At 29.4% G+C, this 18,265-nt stretch carries 19 protein-coding genes and 1 other annotated feature; of the genes, 4 read left to right on the forward strand and 15 right to left on the reverse strand.

Annotation, left to right across the window (positions count from 1 at the left end; all coding sequences use genetic code 11):
* Positions 1 to 46: 46 nt before the first annotated feature.
* The 4 genes from A500_RS06870 to purR form a co-directional block, all read right to left on the reverse strand.
* On the reverse strand, positions 47 to 1,006 hold the full coding sequence (locus A500_RS06870) for a ribose-phosphate diphosphokinase (RefSeq protein WP_016206860.1): 960 nt from the start codon (positions 1,004 to 1,006) through the stop codon (positions 47 to 49).
* A 49-nt stretch (positions 1,007 to 1,055) separates the two neighbouring features.
* Positions 1,056 to 2,426: a bifunctional UDP-N-acetylglucosamine diphosphorylase/glucosamine-1-phosphate N-acetyltransferase GlmU gene (gene glmU, locus A500_RS06875; RefSeq protein WP_016206861.1), complete on the reverse strand. Its 1,371-nt coding sequence runs from the start codon at positions 2,424 to 2,426 to the stop codon at positions 1,056 to 1,058.
* A 224-nt stretch (positions 2,427 to 2,650) separates the two neighbouring features.
* A complete protein-coding gene (spoVG, locus tag A500_RS06880) occupies positions 2,651 to 2,935 on the reverse strand; it encodes a septation regulator SpoVG (protein ID WP_016206862.1) in 285 nt (94 codons plus the stop codon).
* 141 nt (positions 2,936 to 3,076) lie between these two features.
* Positions 3,077 to 3,892 carry a pur operon repressor gene (gene purR / locus A500_RS06885; protein WP_016206863.1) on the reverse strand — a complete coding sequence of 272 codons (816 nt, stop codon included), beginning with the start codon at positions 3,890 to 3,892 and terminating at the stop codon, positions 3,077 to 3,079.
* Positions 3,893 to 4,172: 280 nt separating this feature from the next.
* Between purR and murC the strand changes: the two genes are divergently transcribed.
* Together murC and A500_RS06895 are read left to right on the forward strand one after the other, a co-directional pair.
* Positions 4,173 to 5,549: a UDP-N-acetylmuramate--L-alanine ligase gene (gene murC, locus A500_RS06890; RefSeq protein ID WP_016206864.1), complete on the forward strand. Its 1,377-nt coding sequence runs from the start codon at positions 4,173 to 4,175 to the stop codon at positions 5,547 to 5,549.
* 258 nt (positions 5,550 to 5,807) lie between these two features.
* The gene (locus tag A500_RS06895) at positions 5,808 to 6,626 is read left to right on the forward strand and encodes a purine-nucleoside phosphorylase (RefSeq protein ID WP_016206865.1); all 819 of its coding nucleotides are present in this window, start codon (positions 5,808 to 5,810) and stop codon (positions 6,624 to 6,626) included.
* 440 nt (positions 6,627 to 7,066) lie between these two features.
* On the opposite strand, the gene A500_RS06900 is transcribed toward A500_RS06895, so the two are convergent.
* Positions 7,067 to 8,146 carry a M24 family metallopeptidase gene (locus A500_RS06900; RefSeq protein ID WP_016206866.1) on the reverse strand — a complete coding sequence of 360 codons (1,080 nt, stop codon included), beginning with the start codon at positions 8,144 to 8,146 and terminating at the stop codon, positions 7,067 to 7,069.
* Between the two features lie 169 nt (positions 8,147 to 8,315).
* On the opposite strand from A500_RS06900, the gene A500_RS06905 reads away from it, so the two are divergent.
* Positions 8,316 to 9,014, forward strand: a complete 699-nt coding sequence (locus tag A500_RS06905) for a metallophosphoesterase family protein (RefSeq protein WP_016206867.1) — start codon at positions 8,316 to 8,318, stop codon at positions 9,012 to 9,014.
* Between the two features lie 37 nt (positions 9,015 to 9,051).
* Here A500_RS06905 and A500_RS06910 read toward each other — a convergent pair whose 3' ends face one another.
* Entirely contained in the window at positions 9,052 to 9,486 is a 435-nt protein-coding gene (locus A500_RS06910) for a cytochrome b5-like heme/steroid binding domain-containing protein (protein WP_016206868.1), read from the reverse strand.
* A gap of 93 nt (positions 9,487 to 9,579) precedes the next feature.
* Positions 9,580 to 9,885: a binding site (T-box leader), on the forward strand.
* Positions 9,886 to 9,938: 53 nt separating this feature from the next.
* On the opposite strand from A500_RS06910, the gene asnS reads away from it, so the two are divergent.
* The gene (gene asnS / locus A500_RS06915; RefSeq protein WP_016206869.1) at positions 9,939 to 11,333 is read left to right on the forward strand and encodes an asparagine--tRNA ligase; all 1,395 of its coding nucleotides are present in this window, start codon (positions 9,939 to 9,941) and stop codon (positions 11,331 to 11,333) included.
* 85 nt (positions 11,334 to 11,418) lie between these two features.
* Here the strand turns inward: asnS and A500_RS06920 are convergent, their stop codons facing one another.
* The 9 genes from A500_RS06920 to A500_RS06960 all read right to left on the reverse strand — a co-directional run bounded on the left by A500_RS06920 (position 11,419) and on the right by A500_RS06960 (position 18,252).
* Positions 11,419 to 11,616 (reverse strand): DUF4177 domain-containing protein, encoded by a 198-nt coding sequence (locus A500_RS06920; RefSeq protein WP_016206870.1) that lies wholly within the window; start codon positions 11,614 to 11,616, stop codon positions 11,419 to 11,421.
* A gap of 57 nt (positions 11,617 to 11,673) precedes the next feature.
* Complete coding sequence (gene arsB / locus A500_RS06925) at positions 11,674 to 12,729, reverse strand: ACR3 family arsenite efflux transporter (protein ID WP_016206871.1); 1,056 nt, start codon at positions 12,727 to 12,729, stop codon at positions 11,674 to 11,676.
* A 9-nt stretch (positions 12,730 to 12,738) separates the two neighbouring features.
* Positions 12,739 to 13,143: an arsenate reductase ArsC gene (locus A500_RS06930; RefSeq protein WP_016206872.1), complete on the reverse strand. Its 405-nt coding sequence runs from the start codon at positions 13,141 to 13,143 to the stop codon at positions 12,739 to 12,741.
* Between the two features lie 15 nt (positions 13,144 to 13,158).
* A complete protein-coding gene (arsA, locus tag A500_RS06935) occupies positions 13,159 to 14,904 on the reverse strand; it encodes an arsenical pump-driving ATPase (protein ID WP_016206873.1) in 1,746 nt (581 codons plus the stop codon).
* A gap of 20 nt (positions 14,905 to 14,924) precedes the next feature.
* The gene (gene arsD / locus A500_RS06940) at positions 14,925 to 15,293 is read right to left on the reverse strand and encodes an arsenite efflux transporter metallochaperone ArsD (RefSeq protein ID WP_016206874.1); all 369 of its coding nucleotides are present in this window, start codon (positions 15,291 to 15,293) and stop codon (positions 14,925 to 14,927) included.
* 23 nt (positions 15,294 to 15,316) lie between these two features.
* The gene (locus tag A500_RS06945; protein WP_016206875.1) at positions 15,317 to 15,643 is read right to left on the reverse strand and encodes an ArsR/SmtB family transcription factor; all 327 of its coding nucleotides are present in this window, start codon (positions 15,641 to 15,643) and stop codon (positions 15,317 to 15,319) included.
* A 315-nt stretch (positions 15,644 to 15,958) separates the two neighbouring features.
* Positions 15,959 to 16,960: a hydrogenase expression/formation protein HypE gene (hypE, locus tag A500_RS06950; RefSeq protein ID WP_016206876.1), complete on the reverse strand. Its 1,002-nt coding sequence runs from the start codon at positions 16,958 to 16,960 to the stop codon at positions 15,959 to 15,961.
* Positions 16,953 to 18,029 (reverse strand): hydrogenase formation protein HypD, encoded by a 1,077-nt coding sequence (gene hypD, locus A500_RS06955; protein ID WP_016206877.1) that lies wholly within the window; start codon positions 18,027 to 18,029, stop codon positions 16,953 to 16,955. Before hypD ends, hypE begins: the two co-directional genes overlap by 8 nt.
* Positions 18,007 to 18,252, reverse strand: coding sequence for a HypC/HybG/HupF family hydrogenase formation chaperone (locus tag A500_RS06960; protein WP_016206878.1), 246 nt, complete (start codon positions 18,250 to 18,252; stop codon positions 18,007 to 18,009). Before A500_RS06960 ends, hypD begins: the two co-directional genes overlap by 23 nt.
* Positions 18,253 to 18,265 lie beyond the last annotated feature (13 nt).

Consider the following 18,265-nt stretch of genomic DNA (forward strand, 5'->3'; position numbering starts at 1 on the left):
CCCTAAAAAGTTTGTGCTTCTTAGGGGCTTATTATCCTATTATGTATTAAACTTCAAATAATTTACTTATTGGTTCATCATCATATATTCTCTTTATTGCTTCTGCAAATAGTGGAGCTACTGATAATGCCTTAAATTTAACTAATCCATCTCTTTCTGGCAGCTTTATAGTATTTAACATAACTAATTCTTCGATTGCTGAATTAGTTATTCTTTCAAAAGCTGGTCCTGATAAAACTCCATGGGTACAACATGCATAAACATTTTTAGCACCTAAGTCCTTTAATGCATTTGCAGCATTTGCAATAGTGCCTGCTGTATCAATCATATCGTCTATAAGTATACATCTTTTGCCTTTTATATCACCTATAATATTCATTATTTCTGATACATTTGCTTTTGGTCTTCTCTTATCTATAATTGCTATTGGTGCATGTAATCTATCAGCAAATTTTCTAGCTCTAGTAACGCTTCCTAAGTCTGGGGAAACAACTACTACATCTTCATCTTCATCAAAGCCTTTTTCAACGAAATACTTAGCTAATATTGGTGATCCTAATAAATGATCAACTGGTATATTAAAATATCCTTGAATTTGAGATGCGTGTAAATCCATTGTTAAAACTCTATGAGCTCCTGCTGCAGTTAAAAGATCAGCTACTAGCTTTGCTGTAATTGGATCTCTTGATTTAGCTTTTCTATCTTGTCTAGCATAACCATAGTAAGGCATAACTACTGTAATTCTACCTGCTGAAGCTCTCTTAAATGCATCTATCATTATTAAAAGTTCCATTAAATTATTGTTAACTGGTGAACTAGTTGATTGAACTAAGAACACATCTGTTCCTCTTACAGTTTCCGCTATATCAACTGATATCTCTCCATCGCTAAAGGTTGAAACTTTAGCTTTACCTAGTGGTAATCCTAAAATATCAGCTATTTCTTTGGCTAATTCTGGATGTGAGTTTCCAGTAAATATCTTTATATTTTTTCCATGGGTTATCATTATGTGAAGACCTCCTTAAAATTTTTGGCACTTTTGTTTATCTAAATAACTATTTGTTAGTAAGACCTTTTTTAGCTACCCAACCTTCTATGTTTCTTTGTTTTGCCCTAGCTACTGCTAGTTCTCCTTCTTTCACGTCATTAACTATTGTTGAGCCTGCAGCTATATACGTGTTATCTTCTACTTTAACTGGTGACACTAAATTTGTATTGCAACCTATAAAACTATTATTTCCAATTATAGTTTTATGCTTCTTACTTCCATCATAATTAACTACAACTGTTCCACATCCAAAATTACAATTTTCACCAACAGAAGCATCTCCTATATAAGTTAAATGTGATACCTTTGTATTGTTCCCTATAGTAGATTTTTTAATTTCTACAAAATCTCCTATTCTTGCATTGTTTCCAATTATTGATTCTGGTCGTATATATGCAAAAGGACCAACTGTAGTTTTTTCTCCAATTTTACTATCTATTATAACAGAAGACTGAACTTCTACATTATTAGAAATTATACTATTTGATATTCTTGAATTTGGGTATAATATAACTCCTTCTCCAATTTTAGTATTTCCCTCTATAACGTTTCCTGGATATATTATTGTATCTCTACCTATTTCTACATCATCTCCTATGTATGTAGAATTAGGATCTATTAACGTTACTCCATTTATCATATGCTTTAAATTAATTCTTTTTCTTAATATTTCTTCTGCTTCTGCTAGCTGTACTCTTGAATTAACACCTATTGTTTCATCATAATCTATTACAACTGCTCCTACGCTTTTTCCTTCTTCTTTTAGTATTCCAATAACATCTGTTAGATAATATTCGCCTTGATTATTATTGTTAGATAATTTATCTAATGAATTTACTAATTCTTCTATATCAAAGCAATATATTGCAGCATTCATTTCTTTTATCTTTAACTCTTTTTCATCACAATCTTTATGCTCAACAATTTTTAAAACTTCATTATCTTTTCTTACTACTCTTCCGTATCCAGTTGGATCTTCTAGTATTGAACTTAATAAAGTTGCACTATTATTGTTTTCTATATGTGATTTAAATAAATTATTAACTGTTTCCGCTTTAATTAATGGTGCATCACCACAAAAAACTCCCACAACACCTTTTTTCCCTTTAAGAAAATCTATAGCACATTTTACAGCATGGCCTGTTCCTAATTGCTCCTCTTGTACTGAATAGCTAATATTTCTTGAAGCAGTTTTTTCTTTTACTAATTCTGCCCCTTTTCCTACTATTACATTTATATCTTCTATATCAGCTTTTCTCATAGTATCTATTACATGATTCACCATTTCCTTGCCACAAATTTTATGTAAAACTTTTGGTAAGTCTGATTTTATTCTTGTTCCTTGCCCAGCAGCCAAAATTAATGCACACTTATACATAAAAACACCTCTTTATTTGAAATATTAAGGACAAATTTATAATTAATTTAAAAAATGTTCGTAAACATCTCATTCTATTATATTGTATTGGAATAAGTATTTCAACCTTAAATCTCTTATATATATACATATAATCTTAATATTTGAGCATTATTCTCAGAGTTATATTAAAAAATTGCAAAAAAAATAAAAGGGTTATCCCTTTTATTTTTAAACAATACAAATTAACCAACTATTGCCTCTGATTCATCCTCAAGCTTTGCTTTTTCATAAGCTTCAAGTATTGATGTCTGAATCTTCTCTCTAGTGTCTGTGTTAATAGGATGTGCTATATCCTTAAACTCCCCATCTGGTGTCTTTCTACTTGGCATAGCTATAAATAATCCATTTTGTCCTTCGATTACCTTGATGTCATGAACTACAAATTCGTTGTCAAATGTAACAGAAACTATAGCCTTCATTTTTCCATCGGAAGCTATTTTTCTAATCCTTACATCGGTTATTGTCATTGCACTACACCTCCGTTGCTATGATAGATATAGAATTCTATAAAAATCGTAGAAATCCTCTTTTTTATTATAAATTTTTTTAAATTTTCTATATTTTTTTAAAAGTTATCATTTACAATTTACTATTTGTGAATTTTTTGCCTATTTTATTAAATTGGAAGGTCTAACTTCTAGGTCCTTAGATTCGCCTAAATGTCTTAAATCTACTATAGATATATAATCATCAACTCTTTTTTGTGTAACTCCTATATTATCTACTAATACCCCTATTCCTACTAATTCACTTTCAAATTCCTTTAATAAATCCTTTATACCTTGTGCAGTTCCTCCACCTCTTAAAAAGTCATCTATGAATATGCACTTACTTTTCGCTTTCATTGATTTCTTTGAAAGTGACATTTGTTGAATTCTGCCGCTAGTACCAGATACATAGTTTATTGTAACAGTAGATCCTTCTGTTACCTTATTATCTCTTCTTATTATAACTAATGGAATTCCTAAATTTCTTGCAACTTCATATGCAAGTGGTATTCCCTTAGTTTCCACAGTTACAACATAATCCACTTCTTTATTATAAAATACTGAAGATAAAATAACTCCAGCTTTGCTTATAATCTGAGGATTATACATTAAATCCGTCATATATATGAAATTGCCAGGAACTATTCTACTTTCATCCTTCAACATTTCACAAATATCTTCTGCAAATTTTCTTCTGCTTTCATTTTCTATACCTGGAATATACTTTATTCCTCCTGCCGCCCCTGCTATAGTTTCAACTTTTCCCATTTCCAATTTTTCTAAAATTTCTCTTACTATTACTATATCTTCACTTATAGTTGATTTTGCTGCATTTAACAGATCTGAAAATCTATTTAAACCTATAACCTTATTAGGATTTTCAGTTAGAATCTTTGTAATAGCTACTACCCTACTATTTCTACTTAATTTTTCCAATATATATCACCTACATTTTATTATTTTCCGAATTATTCGTTAATTTTAGCCCTCTAATATTCATATTTTATTCTATATTTTTCTCAATATCAATAGATTTTAATCACTTATATTTTTAATTTACTTATAATTATTGATTTTTCAATAAAATTTTAGTAATTTCTTGAATTTACAGCTTTTTTATGTGTTCATTTTCTTAAATTTGTATATAATTATAAAGTGAAAACTATTTGCAGTAATTTTATAAAATAATTCTTAATAAAAAAAGGGGTTGATTTTTTTGTCTTTTGATCTTAATAAAGATATAAATAAAAAAGTTCATTTTATAGGTATTGGCGGTATTAGTATGAGCGGGCTTGCTGCAGTTTTATTAACAAAGGGGTTTAAGGTATCCGGTTCTGATTTTAAGGAATCTGAAATTACTGATAAATTAAAATCTGAAGGCGCTGAAATTTACATAGGTCATGATAAAAACAACTTAAAAGATGTTGACTTAGTAGTTTATACAGCTGCTATACCATGTGATAATCCTGAAATAGTAGAGGCTAAAAATAAACAAATAGAACTTATGGATAGAGCTGAATTCTTAGGATTAATAATGAAAGGTCATAAGTATAATGTTGCTATATCTGGTACTCATGGGAAAACTACTTGCACATCAATGCTTTCTCATGTAACTTTAAAAGCAAATCTAGATCCTACAATATTAGTAGGTGGTGAATTAGATGTAATAGATGGTAACTTCAAGATAGGAAATAGTGAATACTTTTTAACTGAAGCTTGTGAGTATAAAGAATCATTTTTAAAATTTTATCCTTATATAGGTGTTATTTTAAATATAGATGCAGATCATCTAGATTACTATAGAGATTTAAATCATATAAAGGAGACTTTCGAAAAATTTTCCAACATAATACCTACTGATGGATATCTAATTGGATATTGTGAAGATGAAAATGTAAATGAGATATTGAGTAAAGCTAAATGTAATACAATTAGTTATGGTATAAATAAAGGTGATGTAAGAGCAACTAATATTTCCTTTGATAACAAAGGATGCGCTACATTTACTGTACTTAAAGATAATAACAAGCTATTTAATGTAACTTTAAACACTACTGGTAAACACAATATATTAAATGCTTTATCAACTATTTGTGTTGGTTTAATCTTTAATATACCTTATTCCTCAATAATTGAAGGACTAGCTGAATGTAAGGGAGCCCACAAAAGATTTGAATATAAAGGTGAATTCAATGGAGCAACAATAATTGATGATTATGCTCATCATCCTGTTGAAATAAAAGCTACATTAGATACGGCTAATATAATTCCTCATAAAAATATTTATGCTGTATTTCAGCCACATACCTACACAAGAACTAAAACTTTATTTAATGAATTTACAGAATGCTTCTCTCATGCTGACGAGTTAATTCTTATGGATATATACGCAGCAAGAGAAAAAGATACAGGACTTGTAAGCTCAAATGATCTTGGAGATGCAATAAGATCTAAAGGTATTAAATGTACCAATTTTCATAGCCATGATGAGGTTGCAAATTATTTAAAAGATAAGATCTCAAATGATGATATTGTTCTAACTATAGGAGCTGGAGATGTAGTAAAAGTTGCTGATATAATTTTAAAACAATAATAAAACTTATATTATTTTTTCTTAGTAAATACTATAAGGAGTTAATATTTACATAAATATTAACTCCTTATGGTTTTTCTTTTGCTTTTCTTTGCCATCTTTTGACTAATATACTAAGAATATTGATATTATTCTCTTTTTATATTTATTTTTAAATAAGTTTATCTTATAATTTACAGGAACTATTAAATTTTATTATATAAATTTTTTGGTTTTATAATTTTTATAAAAAGCAAATATTAGAGTAGAGGTGATTTTATGGATTTATCAAATAAGATTAAAAACGCTGCAGACTTTATAATGAAAAAATCTAAATACAAACCTGAAATCGGTTTAATTTTAGGATCTGGATTAGGATCATTAGCCGATTCTATAGAAAATCCTGAATTTTATCCTTATGAAGACCTTCCACACTTTCCAGTATCAACAGTTGAAGGTCATGCTGGAAGACTAGTTGTTGGTATGTTAAACGGCAAGTGCGTTGTTGCTATGCAAGGAAGATTCCATTACTATGAAGGCTATGCTTTCAATGAGGTAACTTTCCCAGTTAGAGTAATGAAATCAATTGGAGTTGAAAAGCTTATTGTTACAAATGCTTGTGGAGCTGTTAATGAAAGCTTTAAGCCTGGAGACTTAATGATTATAACAGATCAAATTAACTTTTCTGGAGATAATCCTTTAATAGGTAAAAACCTAGATGAATTTGGCCCAAGATTCCCTGATCTTTCAAGTGCTTATTCAAAGGATTTAGTTGAGAAGGCTAAAGAAATTGCAAATAAATTAAACATCGATATTAAAACTGGAGTTTATATGATGTTTAGTGGTCCAACTTATGAAACACCAGCTGAAATTAGAATGTCTAGAGTTTTTGGAGCAGATGCTGTTGGTATGTCAACTGTTCCTGAAGTAATCGTTGCTGCTCATTGTGGAATGAAGGTTCTTGGAATATCATGCTTAACTAACATGGCAGCTGGTATACTAGATCAACCATTAAATCATGAAGAGGTTATGGAAACTTCAGCTAAAGTAAAAGAAACATTTACTAAACTTATGAACGAAATAATTAAAGAAATTTAATCATTTCACAGTTCACAAGGCACAGTTCACATTTGTAATAAAATTCAAATATAAAGGCTACGATAAATAGATATGTTTCATAAGCTAAATAACTACGAAAAGAAGTACTAGGTTCGGAGAACTACTATGCAAGAGTTTTGGTTAAACTCGCTGCGCTCAGACAAACCAACAACACTAAGGCGTAGTAGTTCTTCCTTCACCAAGTACTTCTAATTTCTCGCTATATGCTTATTTCACATATTCTATTTACCTTCGCCAACTTATATTAAGAATTTAAATTAATAACAAATTAAGTTATTGGTAAAAAATAATTGGTGAGGTATATTAAAAACTTAGTTAAATGTAGCAGACTATAATTGATCTTGTTTTCTGTTACTTTATTCCAAAAACTGTGAATTGTGAATTGTGCACCGTGAACTAAATAAATGCTTCGCAATTTATTACTTAATTACAGTTATCTCCTTGCTTACTTTATTTAAAACTTCACACCCATCCTTAGTAACTAAGACTAAGTCTTCAATTCTTACTCCAAAATCATCTTTTAAATAAATTCCAGGTTCAATAGAAAATATCATGCCAGCCTTAATTTCTTCATGGTTAGATGAACTGACATCTCCAAAATCATGATCTTCTATCCCTATACTATGACCTGTTCTATGAGTAAAATATTCACCATAACCAGCATCTATTATATAATCTCTTGCTGCTTTATCTATATCTGAAAATTTCATGCCTTCTTTTACTTTACTTATAGCATTTAAATTTGCTTCCTTTACGACATTATATATTTTTTCATGCCTTTCATTTGGGCTTTCTCTAAAAAATACTGTTCTTGTCATATCAGAACAATAAGAATTATACACTCCACCAATATCTATAACTATACTATGACCTTTTCTTATAATATCATTTCCAGAATGGTGATGTGGGTCTGCTCCATTAGGACTTACTGCAATTATTGGTGAAAAAGAAAATTTATTTACATCATACTTCTCGTAAATTTCAGTTAAAAGGCTAGCATAGTACTTTTCTGCTTTCCCTTCTTGTAAATTATTTAAAAGCTCTAGCATAACATTATCATTAATCTCTGAAGATTTTTTCATTAAAGCTATTTCTTCTTCATCTTTTATCATTCTTAACCTATCAATTATAGGAGATGCATTAACAAAAGCTTTCGCTCCATTATTATTCATAAGTTTTATTAAGAAATGTGCGGGCCAATTTTTATCCACACCTAGAACATCATTTTTATCAACAATTGTTGATAATATGTTTATTGGATCTTCTGTATCCGAATACCATATTAAATCTACGCCTAAATCCTCATATATAGGAAATAATTTATTAACTATAAATTTGTGATTACCATTTATATTTAAGTATAAAGCAATCATTCTTTCTCCTGGTGAAAACCACTTTCCCGTTAAATAAAAGATAGCTGGAGGTGATGATATTAACATTTGACTTAAGTTTTTGCCCTCCATTGATTTTAATATATTTTGCAGCCTATTTAACTTCATTTATTTTCCTCCTCATAACAACTTATATATAAATATAATATACATCAACAATTAAATAATATCTATTTATAATATTATTAATTTTATTTATACTAAATATTTAAAGTGATATAATATATTTATTAAAATCTATACTTTAACTTTATTTTGAACTTATGGAGGAATACTTATGAAAATAGCTGCTATCTCAGATATTCATGGAAATATATATGCCTTAATGAAGGTATTAGAAGATATAGATGATCAAAAAATTGACTTAACAATTTGTCTTGGTGATTTAGTTGGTTATGGACCTCATCCTAATGAAGTTGTGGCTTTAATCAAAAGAAGAGAAATTCCTTGTATTAAAGGAAATTATGATGCTTCTGTTGTAGATGGAGGTTTTACATTTATAAGAGATACGTCAATTAACTCCTTTGCACTTCCTTGGGCTTGTGATGAAGTTAGGGCTTCAAATAAATACTATTTATCACAGCTTCCTCTATTTTTAAACTATGATATTAATGGAGTAAAGCTTAAATTTACACACGGTAGTCCTAATTCTATAAGTGAGTATTTATTTGAAGATAAAGAAAATACAGAAGAAGTAATGAATAATTTAGAAGAAGATATTTTAGTTTGTGCACATACTCATATTCCTTCATATAAAAAATTTAACAATAAAATGTTTATTAATGTAGGAAGTGTAGGAAAGCCTAAAATAGGTCGTCCAAATGCTACTTATTGCATAATTAATATTGATGATAATAAAAAAATAGACGTAAAATTTAGAGAGTTGGAATATGAATTTAAGAGAATTGTTAAAGATACTCAAATGCTTCACTTTCCAAATCAATTAATTTCATCTTATGAAAGCGGAAACGAATAATAAAAAATTGCTACGATTTAACCGTAGCAATTTTTTATTATTCCCATGTACATTTTTTTGTGTAATTTAAATGTCCTACTACTCGTAACTTTTCCAAAGCTTCTAGTTGTTCTTTGCTACAATTTTCAAATGTTTTAGTTTGATCTGTTCCTGGTTTCATTCCACAAAAGTTTTCCTCACTCCAGTTATCTACATCTATAATATCATAAATAGTTCCATTTACAGCAATATAAGAAGGTCTTCCACTTTCTCCATTATATTCACTTAACTCTTCTAAGGTAAGTTGAAGTAATTCATTATCTCTTTTTTTATTATGAAAGCCTATATCATTAAGATAAGAATTAATTTGATTACAAACTCTTTCCATAACATGTAATATATTTTCCTTATAATCTTCTGGATATGTTACTAACATGCTTTTCAACTCATTTAATTCAATAAATTTCTTTTCTAAAAACTCCTTATTATCCATAATATCCTCCATAAAATGTTCCTAAAATTATATTATGATTTAAAGTTGCAAATGTTAGTGAATTGGTGTAAAATCGTAATAAACATTATATTTTTTATTACTGTGATGAGAAGAGTAACTATATGGAAGTAGTTTTAGCGAGTAAGGAATGGTGTAAGCCTTATACGAAGCCTTTAGTGAAGAACATCTCTGAGTTTCTAACCGAACAAGTGGAAAATTATTACCTTTTCATTATGTTAAAGGTGTAATCTAGATTAACAAAATTCAAACCTTTAGTTTCACTTAAGTAGACTTAGACGGATTCAAACCGTTATAATTTGAATGACATTATAGTGTCAATTGAGTGGCTATTTATAGCAATTTGGGTGGTACCGCGAAATTTATCCTTTCGTCCCTTTTTAGGGATTGAAAGGTTTTTTTATTTTATAAAATAATTTTTAGGAGGATTACAAATGGATAAAGTAGTTTTAATAAAATCACTTTACAGAAATCAAGAAGAATATTTAAGCAAAGAAATAAAAATTTCTGGATGGATAAGAACATTAAGAGCATCTAATGCTTTTGGATTTATAGAAGTTAATGATGGTAGTTTCTTTAAAAATATTCAAGTTGTATTTTCAAATGAACTTTCAAACTTTACAGAAATCTCAAAGCTACCTATAAGCTCTTCAATATCAGTTATAGGTACTTTAGTTGCTACACCTGAAGCTAAGCAACCCTTTGAAATTCAAGCAAAAGAAGTAATAGTAGAAGGTATGTCAAACTCTGATTATCCACTACAAAAGAAAAGACATTCTTATGAGTATTTAAGAACAATAGCTCACTTAAGACCAAGAAGTAATGCCTTTTCAGCTGTATTTAGAGTACGTTCAGTGGCAGCTTTCGCTATTCACAAGTTCTTCCAAGAAAGAGGATTTGTTTATACTCATACACCTCTAATAACTGGAAGTGATGCTGAAGGTGCTGGAGAAATGTTTAAAGTTACTACATTAGACTTACACAATGTTCCAAAAACTGAAGAGGGTACTATTGACTTTAGTCAAGATTTCTTTGGTAAAGAAAGTAACCTAACAGTATCAGGACAATTAAATGGTGAATGTTATGCTTTAGCATTTAGAAATATTTACACTTTTGGTCCTACTTTTAGAGCCGAAAACTCAAATACAGCAAGACATGCTGCAGAGTTCTGGATGATAGAACCTGAAATAGCATTTGCAGATTTACAAGATGATATGGAATTAGCTGAAGATATGCTTAAATATGTTTTAGAATATGTTTTAGCAGAGTGTCCAGAAGAAATGGCCTTCTTTAATCAATTTGTTGATAAAGGAATCTTAGATAGATTAACTCACGTTATGACTTCTGACTTTGGAAAAGTAACTTATACTGAAGCTGTTGAAATATTAAAGAAAGCTAATAAAAAGTTTGAATATCCAGTTGAATGGGGAATTGACCTACAAACAGAGCATGAAAGATATTTAACAGAAGAACATTTCAAGAGACCTGTGTTTGTAACAGATTATCCAAAAGATATAAAAGCATTTTATATGAGATTAAATGATGATGGAAAAACAGTTGCTGCAACAGATCTTTTAGTTCCAGGTATAGGAGAACTTATAGGTGGAAGCCAAAGAGAAGAAAGATTAGATATCCTAACTAAGAGAATGGCTGAACTTGGCCTTAAAGAAGAAGATTACTGGTGGTATTTAGAGCTTAGAAAATATGGAGAAACTAAGCATGCAGGATTTGGATTAGGTTTTGAAAGACTTATTATGTATATTACAGGTATGCCAAATATCAGAGACGTAATTCCATTCCCAAGAACTACAGGACAATCTGAATTCTAATAAAATCCCCCATAGCAATTACTTATTGCCTATGGGGGATTAATTTTATTTATTATATTTTAATTTCAATCTAATATTTTTATGCCTATTTTAATTCTCTTTTGAATATTACTGAGCCATCATCTGGTTTTGGATTCCACCCTACTCCCTCATGAGGCTTAGTTAAGTCACCTATGAGCTCCCATCCCTCACTACCATAATTATTAAGTTCCTCTTGCAGCTTATCTGGATCTCCTAAGTTTTTTATAGAATTAATTTCAACGACCTTATATTCCCATTTCATATGAGATAACCCTCCTTGATACTGATTTTTAATAAAAATATAATAATAAAATTTAAATTATTTTTCTAAGGTAAACCATCCTGTTGTTTTATTTGCAATCTTAACTAGTGTAAGCATTACTGGAACTTCAACTAAAACTCCTACTACTGTTGCAAGTGCTGCTCCTGATTGTAGTCCAAAAAGAGAAATAGCTACTGCTACAGCAAGTTCAAAGAAGTTACTTGCTCCTATCATCCCTGCTGGTGCTGCAATATTATGTGGCAACTTCCAAAGCTTTGCCCAAATATATGCGAACCCAAATATAAAAAATGTTTGAATTGTAAGTGGTATTGCAATCAGCAATATGTGAGTTGGATTGTTTATTATAGTATCTCCTTGAAATGAAAATAATATTATTAATGTTAAAAGTAGTCCTATTATTGTTATATTATCAAACTTTTTTAAAAATATATTTTCAAAATACTCTTTACCTTTATTTTTTATTACTAAGGTTCTTGTAATATATCCTAATGCTAAAGGAACTACAACAAATAATATAGTTGATAATATTAAAGTTCCAAATGGTATAGATACATCACTAACTCCTAGTAAAAACGCTACTATAGGTGTAAATGCAATTAAAATAATTAAATCATTTACTGCTACTTGAACTAAAGTATATGCTGGATCTCCTTTTGTTAAGTGACTCCATACGAATACCATAGCTGTGCAAGGTGCTGCCCCTAACAAAACTGCCCCCGCTAAATATTCTTTAGCTAAATCTGGTGAAATAATCCCTTTAAAGACTACAAATAAGAAAAATGCTGCTATTGCATACATAGTAAATGGCTTTATTAGCCAATTAGTTGTGCAAGTTACAATAAGTCCTTTTGGCTTTTTAGTAGCATTTAAAATACTTGTAAAATCTATTTTTAACATCATTGGATATATCATAAGCCATATTAAGATAGCTACAGGTATTGATACATTATAATATTCAAACTTATTTAATGTTTCAGGTATAATAGGAAGCAATTGACCAATGGATATTCCTATCACAATACAAGCAGCAACCCATATTGTTAAATATCGTTCAAAGACTCCTAATCCCTTTCCTTTACTTTCTTCCCCCATAATTCCCTCCTATATCTCGTTATTCTTAATTCTTTTTGCTAAATCTTTTATTTTTTCTTCTATCACTTTTGCAACTTTAATGAACTCCTCATCACTTTTACCAGTAGGATCTTCTAAGCCCCAGTCCTCAACATGACTAGCTGATATAACAGGACACACAACATTGCACCCCATTTTTATAGCAATATCAACATCTGGTATATCTGTAAGTAATTTAGATTTTTGAGTTTCATTCATATCAATATTATATAATTGCTTAGTTATTCTTACTGCATCTTGATTTATTTGTGGTTTAGTTTCAGTTCCAGCTGAATAACTTTCAAAAACTTCACTTCCATATAATTTTCCTAATGCCTCCGCCATTTGTGATCTACAAGAATTATGAACACATATAAATGCTACCTTCTTTTTCATTTTTAGTTTCTCCTTTTATTTAATTATTTCTAATAAATTTTTACCTTTTAATTCTTTAGGTTTCCATTCAATCACTGAAAAATTTCCCTTTGATATTTTATCAACCTTATTTATCCATTTAATTTCATTACTTGCCTTTGCTCTTAATATTTCATTAGTGGTTTCAGTTGCATAAAGGCTTGAATTTATTACCCACCACTTACTATTTATCCCTGCTCTATTTAAATCTTTTTGCAATCTAATTGCTTCAAAAACAGGAGTAGTTTCTCCTAGAGTAACAATAATAACTTCTGTTTCATTTTCGTTTCTTAGTTTTGGTAAAAGCTTTTTAACTGATTCAGGTATATCACCTTCTGATCTCTGGATCTCTCTATGATAGCTTTGAGTTGAATCTAAAAGTAATAACGTATGTCCAGTTGGTGCAGTATCAATAACTACAACCTCATTTTCTGATTTTCCAACTATTTCTGCAAAAGCTCTAAATACTGCAATTTCTTGAGTACAAGGTGATCTCAAATCTTCTTCAACATATTCAATATCAGCATCACTCATTGTTTCTCTTGCCTTACTTAAAACTTCTTCTTTATACTTCTCTAGTTCTTTCTTTTCATCAATGCTACTTAAAGTTATTCCATAGCTTTCATCAACCACAAACTTTAAATGAGCTGCCGGATCTGTAGTAGTTAAATGAACTTTCTTACCCTTCTTAGCGAGTCCTATTGCAATAGCTGCTGCAATAGTTGTCTTTCCAACTCCTCCTTTTCCCATTGTGAATATAACTTTCTTATTACTATTAAATATGTCTTCTATAACATTATTTAACTTAGGAATTGTTGTTGTATTTATTTTATCTGTACTTACTTTTATATTACTCTCTTTTAATAACGCTCTAACATTTTCAAGCCCTGTAATATTATAAGGTCTTAAGGGTATTTTGTACCTTTCAATCCCTTTTAATCCTACTGGGATATCATTTAAGGCTTTTTGTTGTTTATTATATAATGCAGTTGATAAATCATCATCATACTTTTCTAGTACTCCATTTACAACCAAAATTTGATTTGCTACACCGATTTCCTTAAGTTCATTTGATGCTCTTTCAGCTTCTTTTAATGGAGACTCTTCTGGTCTAGATACAAGAATAAGAGTAGTCTTTGTCTTATCTGCCAAATTAGAAACTGCATTTTTGTAAACTTCCTTTTTACTTTCAAGTCCCGATAACTGTCCTAAACATGATGCCCCATGAGTATTTTCACTTATAAAATTACTCCATGCTGATGGTAATTGAAGCATTCTTAATGTATGTCCAGTTGGTGCAGTATCAAAAATTATATGATCAAAGTCATTAGCTGCTTTTTCATCAGTAATAAAAGATGAAAACTCATTAAAGGCCGCAATCTCAACAGTACATGAGCCTGAAAGTTGTTCTTCCATATTATTTAATACATTTTCTGGTAATTTCCCTCTATATGGTGATATAACACTTTCTTTATATTCTGCTGCTGCTTGTTCTGGGTCAAAATTAGCCACTACCAAATTAGACACATCTTTTATTTGAACACCTTTATTATCTAATTCAGTATTAAAAACGTCTTGAAGATTAGAAGCAGGGTCTGTACTGATAAGCATTATCTTCTTTCCTTCATCTGCCAAAGACACTGCTGTTGCACAAGCTGTTGAAGTCTTACCCACTCCTCCTTTACCTGTGAAAAATAAATATTTAGTTAGGTTTATTTCTTTTATATCAAATGTTTTATACATTTTCTATCACTCCCCCTTAATTAACAACAACCACCCTTACAACAACAACTATTTGATTTTTTTTCTTCAGCTTTTAATAAATCAGGAGAAATTTCTAGTAAATTACAAAACTCATCATTAGTAGGGTAGTTACCTACTTTTACAATTTTCCCATCAACCATTGTTGCTGGTAATACATCAACACCTTGCTTCATTAATATTTCATTTATTGTTTTGTTATCAACAAATATTTGTGGATTGCTTGTTAAATTATATCTTTCAACTAATATTCCCTTATTCCTTAAATTATTTATTACTGTTGAAACCCTTAAAAGTTCTGGATTTACAGATGGACCACAAACCCCTGTTGAACAGCACATTGCAGGATCAAAAATAATCATTTTTTTCATAATAAATACACTCCTTTAAATTTTTAATTATTTTTACATACACATTCTTTTTGCTTACAAATACACTCTTCCGTGTCAGTGATAATATTCATTAAGTTTAAAATTAATCTGTTAGCATTAGTTGTATGTAATTTATAATAGCTCCAATTCCCTTCTTTTCTTGATAAAACTAAACCACATTCCATTAAAACCTTCATGTGATGAGATAATGTTGGCTGAGTAAAATTAAAACTTTCTAGCAAATCACAGGCACACTTTTCACCACAAGATAAGATATCTATTATTTTCAGTCTATTAGGGTCACTTAATGCTTTTAAAACTTTTGCATTTTCCTCATAATTATTTTTCATATTTATCCTCCCAGAATAAATTATTCCTTGTATACAATATAGATAACCATCTATATAATGTCAATATACATCTTTAATTATAATGTTTTTAATTATTTATTATAGATATATATCTATATACTATTCTTAGCACCACAGTTTGTTACTAATATTTTAGACAATAAAAAAACTTTGGCAAATAAAATATTCATTGTCAAAGTTTTAATATATATTTACTTCATAATCGCAACTCTTTATTATTTCATAAGTTTCCTTGTAAATCAACAAGTAAAGCTTAAAGTTAAATTTCTAATTTTTAGACTTTATTATATTATTCTAACATATCCTAGGTAACATATTTCCTTCTAAGGGTGGCAATATTCTTTTACCTCCAAAATAATTTTCTATAAAAATAGTATTTCGTGATTCTTTAATGAATTCACCTATAATTTTTGCATTTTTTCCCCCATTAAATTCTTGAATTTTCTTCAATATATTTTCTGCTTCTGATGCTTCTACAACTATTACCATTCTTCCTTCACATGCCATATATAAGGGATCAAATCCTAAAAGTTCATTTACAGCTATAACACCTCTATCGATTGGAATATCTTCCTCCATTAAATGTATTCCAAGTTCACAAAGATTAGAAAACTCATGCAATACAGTTGCTAACCCCCCTCTAGTTGGATCTCTCATTATTTTTATTGAATCATAGTTATCTTTAATTATTTCTGTAAAAGGGTATAGAGAGGCACAATCACTTTTTATCTTATCTTTCACTTTGATATCATATCTTTCTATTGCAATTGTTGTACCATGATCTCCTATATTTCCTGTTACTATAATTTTATCCCCTTCTTTAATTGGCTTTTGCTTATATCTTTCTAAAACAATCCCTATTCCACTAGTATTAATAAAGATTCCATCTACTTTTCCCTTTTCTACTACCTTTGTATCTCCTGTTATAATACTTACTCCTGACTCTAAGCAAGTTTCACTCATAGACTTCACAATTTTATTTAGGTTTTCCAATGAAAATCCTTCTTCAATTATAAACCCAGCACTTAAATAAAGGGGGCTTGCCCCTGATACAATTAAATCATTAATTGTTCCACAAACCGCAAGTTTTCCTATGTTTCCACCAGAAAAAAATACTGGTTTCACTACAAAAGAATCTGTTGTAAATGCTAGCTTATTATTAGCAGCTTGAAATATTGTTGCATCTTGGCCCTTTACTAACAAATCATTATTAAAATATTTATAAAAAATGTTTTTGATTAATTCTTCAGTATGCTTTCCTCCATCTCCATGACTAAGCTTTATTACATTATCCATTTATTATTCTCCCATTATATTTGTAGAAAATTGAGCATGCTCCTTCATTAGAAACCATACAGGGCCCAACTGGATTTTCTGGAGTACAAAGCCTTCCGAAAAATTCGCAATTAATAGGTCTCTTTTTTCCTAATAAAATTTCACTACAAACGCAATTTTTGCTATTACCTTTTCTTAAACTTATTTTAAATTTCTTTATTGCATCATAATATTTATAATCTTCCTTTAATAAAAAACCTGAAGAGCCAATATTGCCTATTCCCCTCCATTCAGAATCACAATAAGAAAATACTTCCCTTATTATTTGGTTTCCTTTTAAATTTCCTTTTGAAGTTACACAACTTTTATATAAGTTTTTAAATGTTTTCTTATTTTTACTTTGCTCTTGGGTTAAAAAATATATAGCACCAATAATATCTAACTCATTAAATCCTGTTACTACTGCCGGAATATTATATTCTTCTACAATAAACTTAAAATAATCTGCTCCCATTACTGATGCTACGTGGCCCGGGCAAATAAGTCCCTGTATGTTTAATTTATCATCACTTAAGATATGATGTAATATTGGTTCCATTCTTTTTATTCCTATAAAAAAGGAAATATTTCTTATATTTCTTTCTTTAGCTGTTTTAATAGTTAAAGCAATTATTGGTGCAGTAGTTTCAAACCCAACTGCTAAAAAAACTACTTCTTTATCTTTATTTTCTTCTGCCAGATTTATTGAATCTAAAGGCGAATATATTATCCTAATATTCTTTCCTTTTTCTCTTTGTTCAATTAAATTTTCCTTACTTCCTTTAACTTTCATCATGTCTCCAAAGGTAGCTAAAACTACTTTATCATCTTTAAGGATTTCTATAGCTGCATCTATATATTCCTCAGAAGTAACACAAACTGGACAACCGGGTCCTGATATTAAATTTATCTTAGGCTCAACTAATTCCCTGATTCCAAATTTTGATATAGCTTGAGTATGAGTTCCACAAACCTCCATAATATTAAATTTACCATTAGGATAATTATTAATTTCCTTTAAAAACCTTTTAATTAAAAATTTCTTGTTCATTATTTACCTCTACTTTAGATAATAATTTAAGAAGATCATTTAATTCTTCAAAATACTCTATATCAATCTTTTGAATAGCACATCCAGCATGTATTAAAACATAATCACCTATTTGGGCTTCTTCAATAATTTGAATATTTACTTCACTTTTCATTCCCATAATGTTTACTTTTGCAGTAGCTTCACTTATTTCTACAATTTGACCTGGTATTGCAAGACACATCCTTCTCAATTCC

The sequence above is a fragment of the Clostridium sartagoforme AAU1 genome (genome assembly GCF_000401215.1).
Classification (GTDB): Bacteria; Bacillota; Clostridia; order Clostridiales; family Clostridiaceae; genus Clostridium; species Clostridium sartagoforme.

Bases quoted from the DNA above. Each gene is read 5' to 3' on its own strand.
- A500_RS06870 (WP_016206860.1), bottom strand. From the start codon at position 1,006: ATGATAACCCATGGAAAAAATATAAAGATATTTACTGGAAACTCACAT.
- glmU (WP_016206861.1), bottom strand. From the start codon at position 2,426: ATGTATAAGTGTGCATTAATTTTGGCTGCTGGGCAAGGAACAAGAATA.
- spoVG (WP_016206862.1), bottom strand. From the start codon at position 2,935: ATGACAATAACCGATGTAAGGATTAGAAAAATAGCTTCCGATGGAAAA.
- A500_RS06895 (WP_016206865.1), top strand. From the start codon at position 5,808: ATGGATTTATCAAATAAGATTAAAAACGCTGCAGACTTTATAATGAAA.
- A500_RS06900 (WP_016206866.1), bottom strand. From the start codon at position 8,146: ATGAAGTTAAATAGGCTGCAAAATATATTAAAATCAATGGAGGGCAAA.
- A500_RS06905 (WP_016206867.1), top strand. From the start codon at position 8,316: ATGAAAATAGCTGCTATCTCAGATATTCATGGAAATATATATGCCTTA.
- A500_RS06910 (WP_016206868.1), bottom strand. From the start codon at position 9,486: ATGGATAATAAGGAGTTTTTAGAAAAGAAATTTATTGAATTAAATGAG.
- asnS (WP_016206869.1), top strand. From the start codon at position 9,939: ATGGATAAAGTAGTTTTAATAAAATCACTTTACAGAAATCAAGAAGAA.
- A500_RS06920 (WP_016206870.1), bottom strand. From the start codon at position 11,616: ATGAAATGGGAATATAAGGTCGTTGAAATTAATTCTATAAAAAACTTA.
- arsB (WP_016206871.1), bottom strand. From the start codon at position 12,729: ATGGGGGAAGAAAGTAAAGGAAAGGGATTAGGAGTCTTTGAACGATAT.
- A500_RS06930 (WP_016206872.1), bottom strand. From the start codon at position 13,143: ATGAAAAAGAAGGTAGCATTTATATGTGTTCATAATTCTTGTAGATCA.
- arsA (WP_016206873.1), bottom strand. From the start codon at position 14,904: ATGTATAAAACATTTGATATAAAAGAAATAAACCTAACTAAATATTTA.
- arsD (WP_016206874.1), bottom strand. From the start codon at position 15,293: ATGAAAAAAATGATTATTTTTGATCCTGCAATGTGCTGTTCAACAGGG.
- A500_RS06945 (WP_016206875.1), bottom strand. From the start codon at position 15,643: ATGAAAAATAATTATGAGGAAAATGCAAAAGTTTTAAAAGCATTAAGT.
- hypE (WP_016206876.1), bottom strand. From the start codon at position 16,960: ATGGATAATGTAATAAAGCTTAGTCATGGAGATGGAGGAAAGCATACT.
- hypD (WP_016206877.1), bottom strand. From the start codon at position 18,029: ATGAACAAGAAATTTTTAATTAAAAGGTTTTTAAAGGAAATTAATAAT.
- A500_RS06960 (WP_016206878.1), bottom strand. From the start codon at position 18,252: ATGTGTCTTGCAATACCAGGTCAAATTGTAGAAATAAGTGAAGCTACT.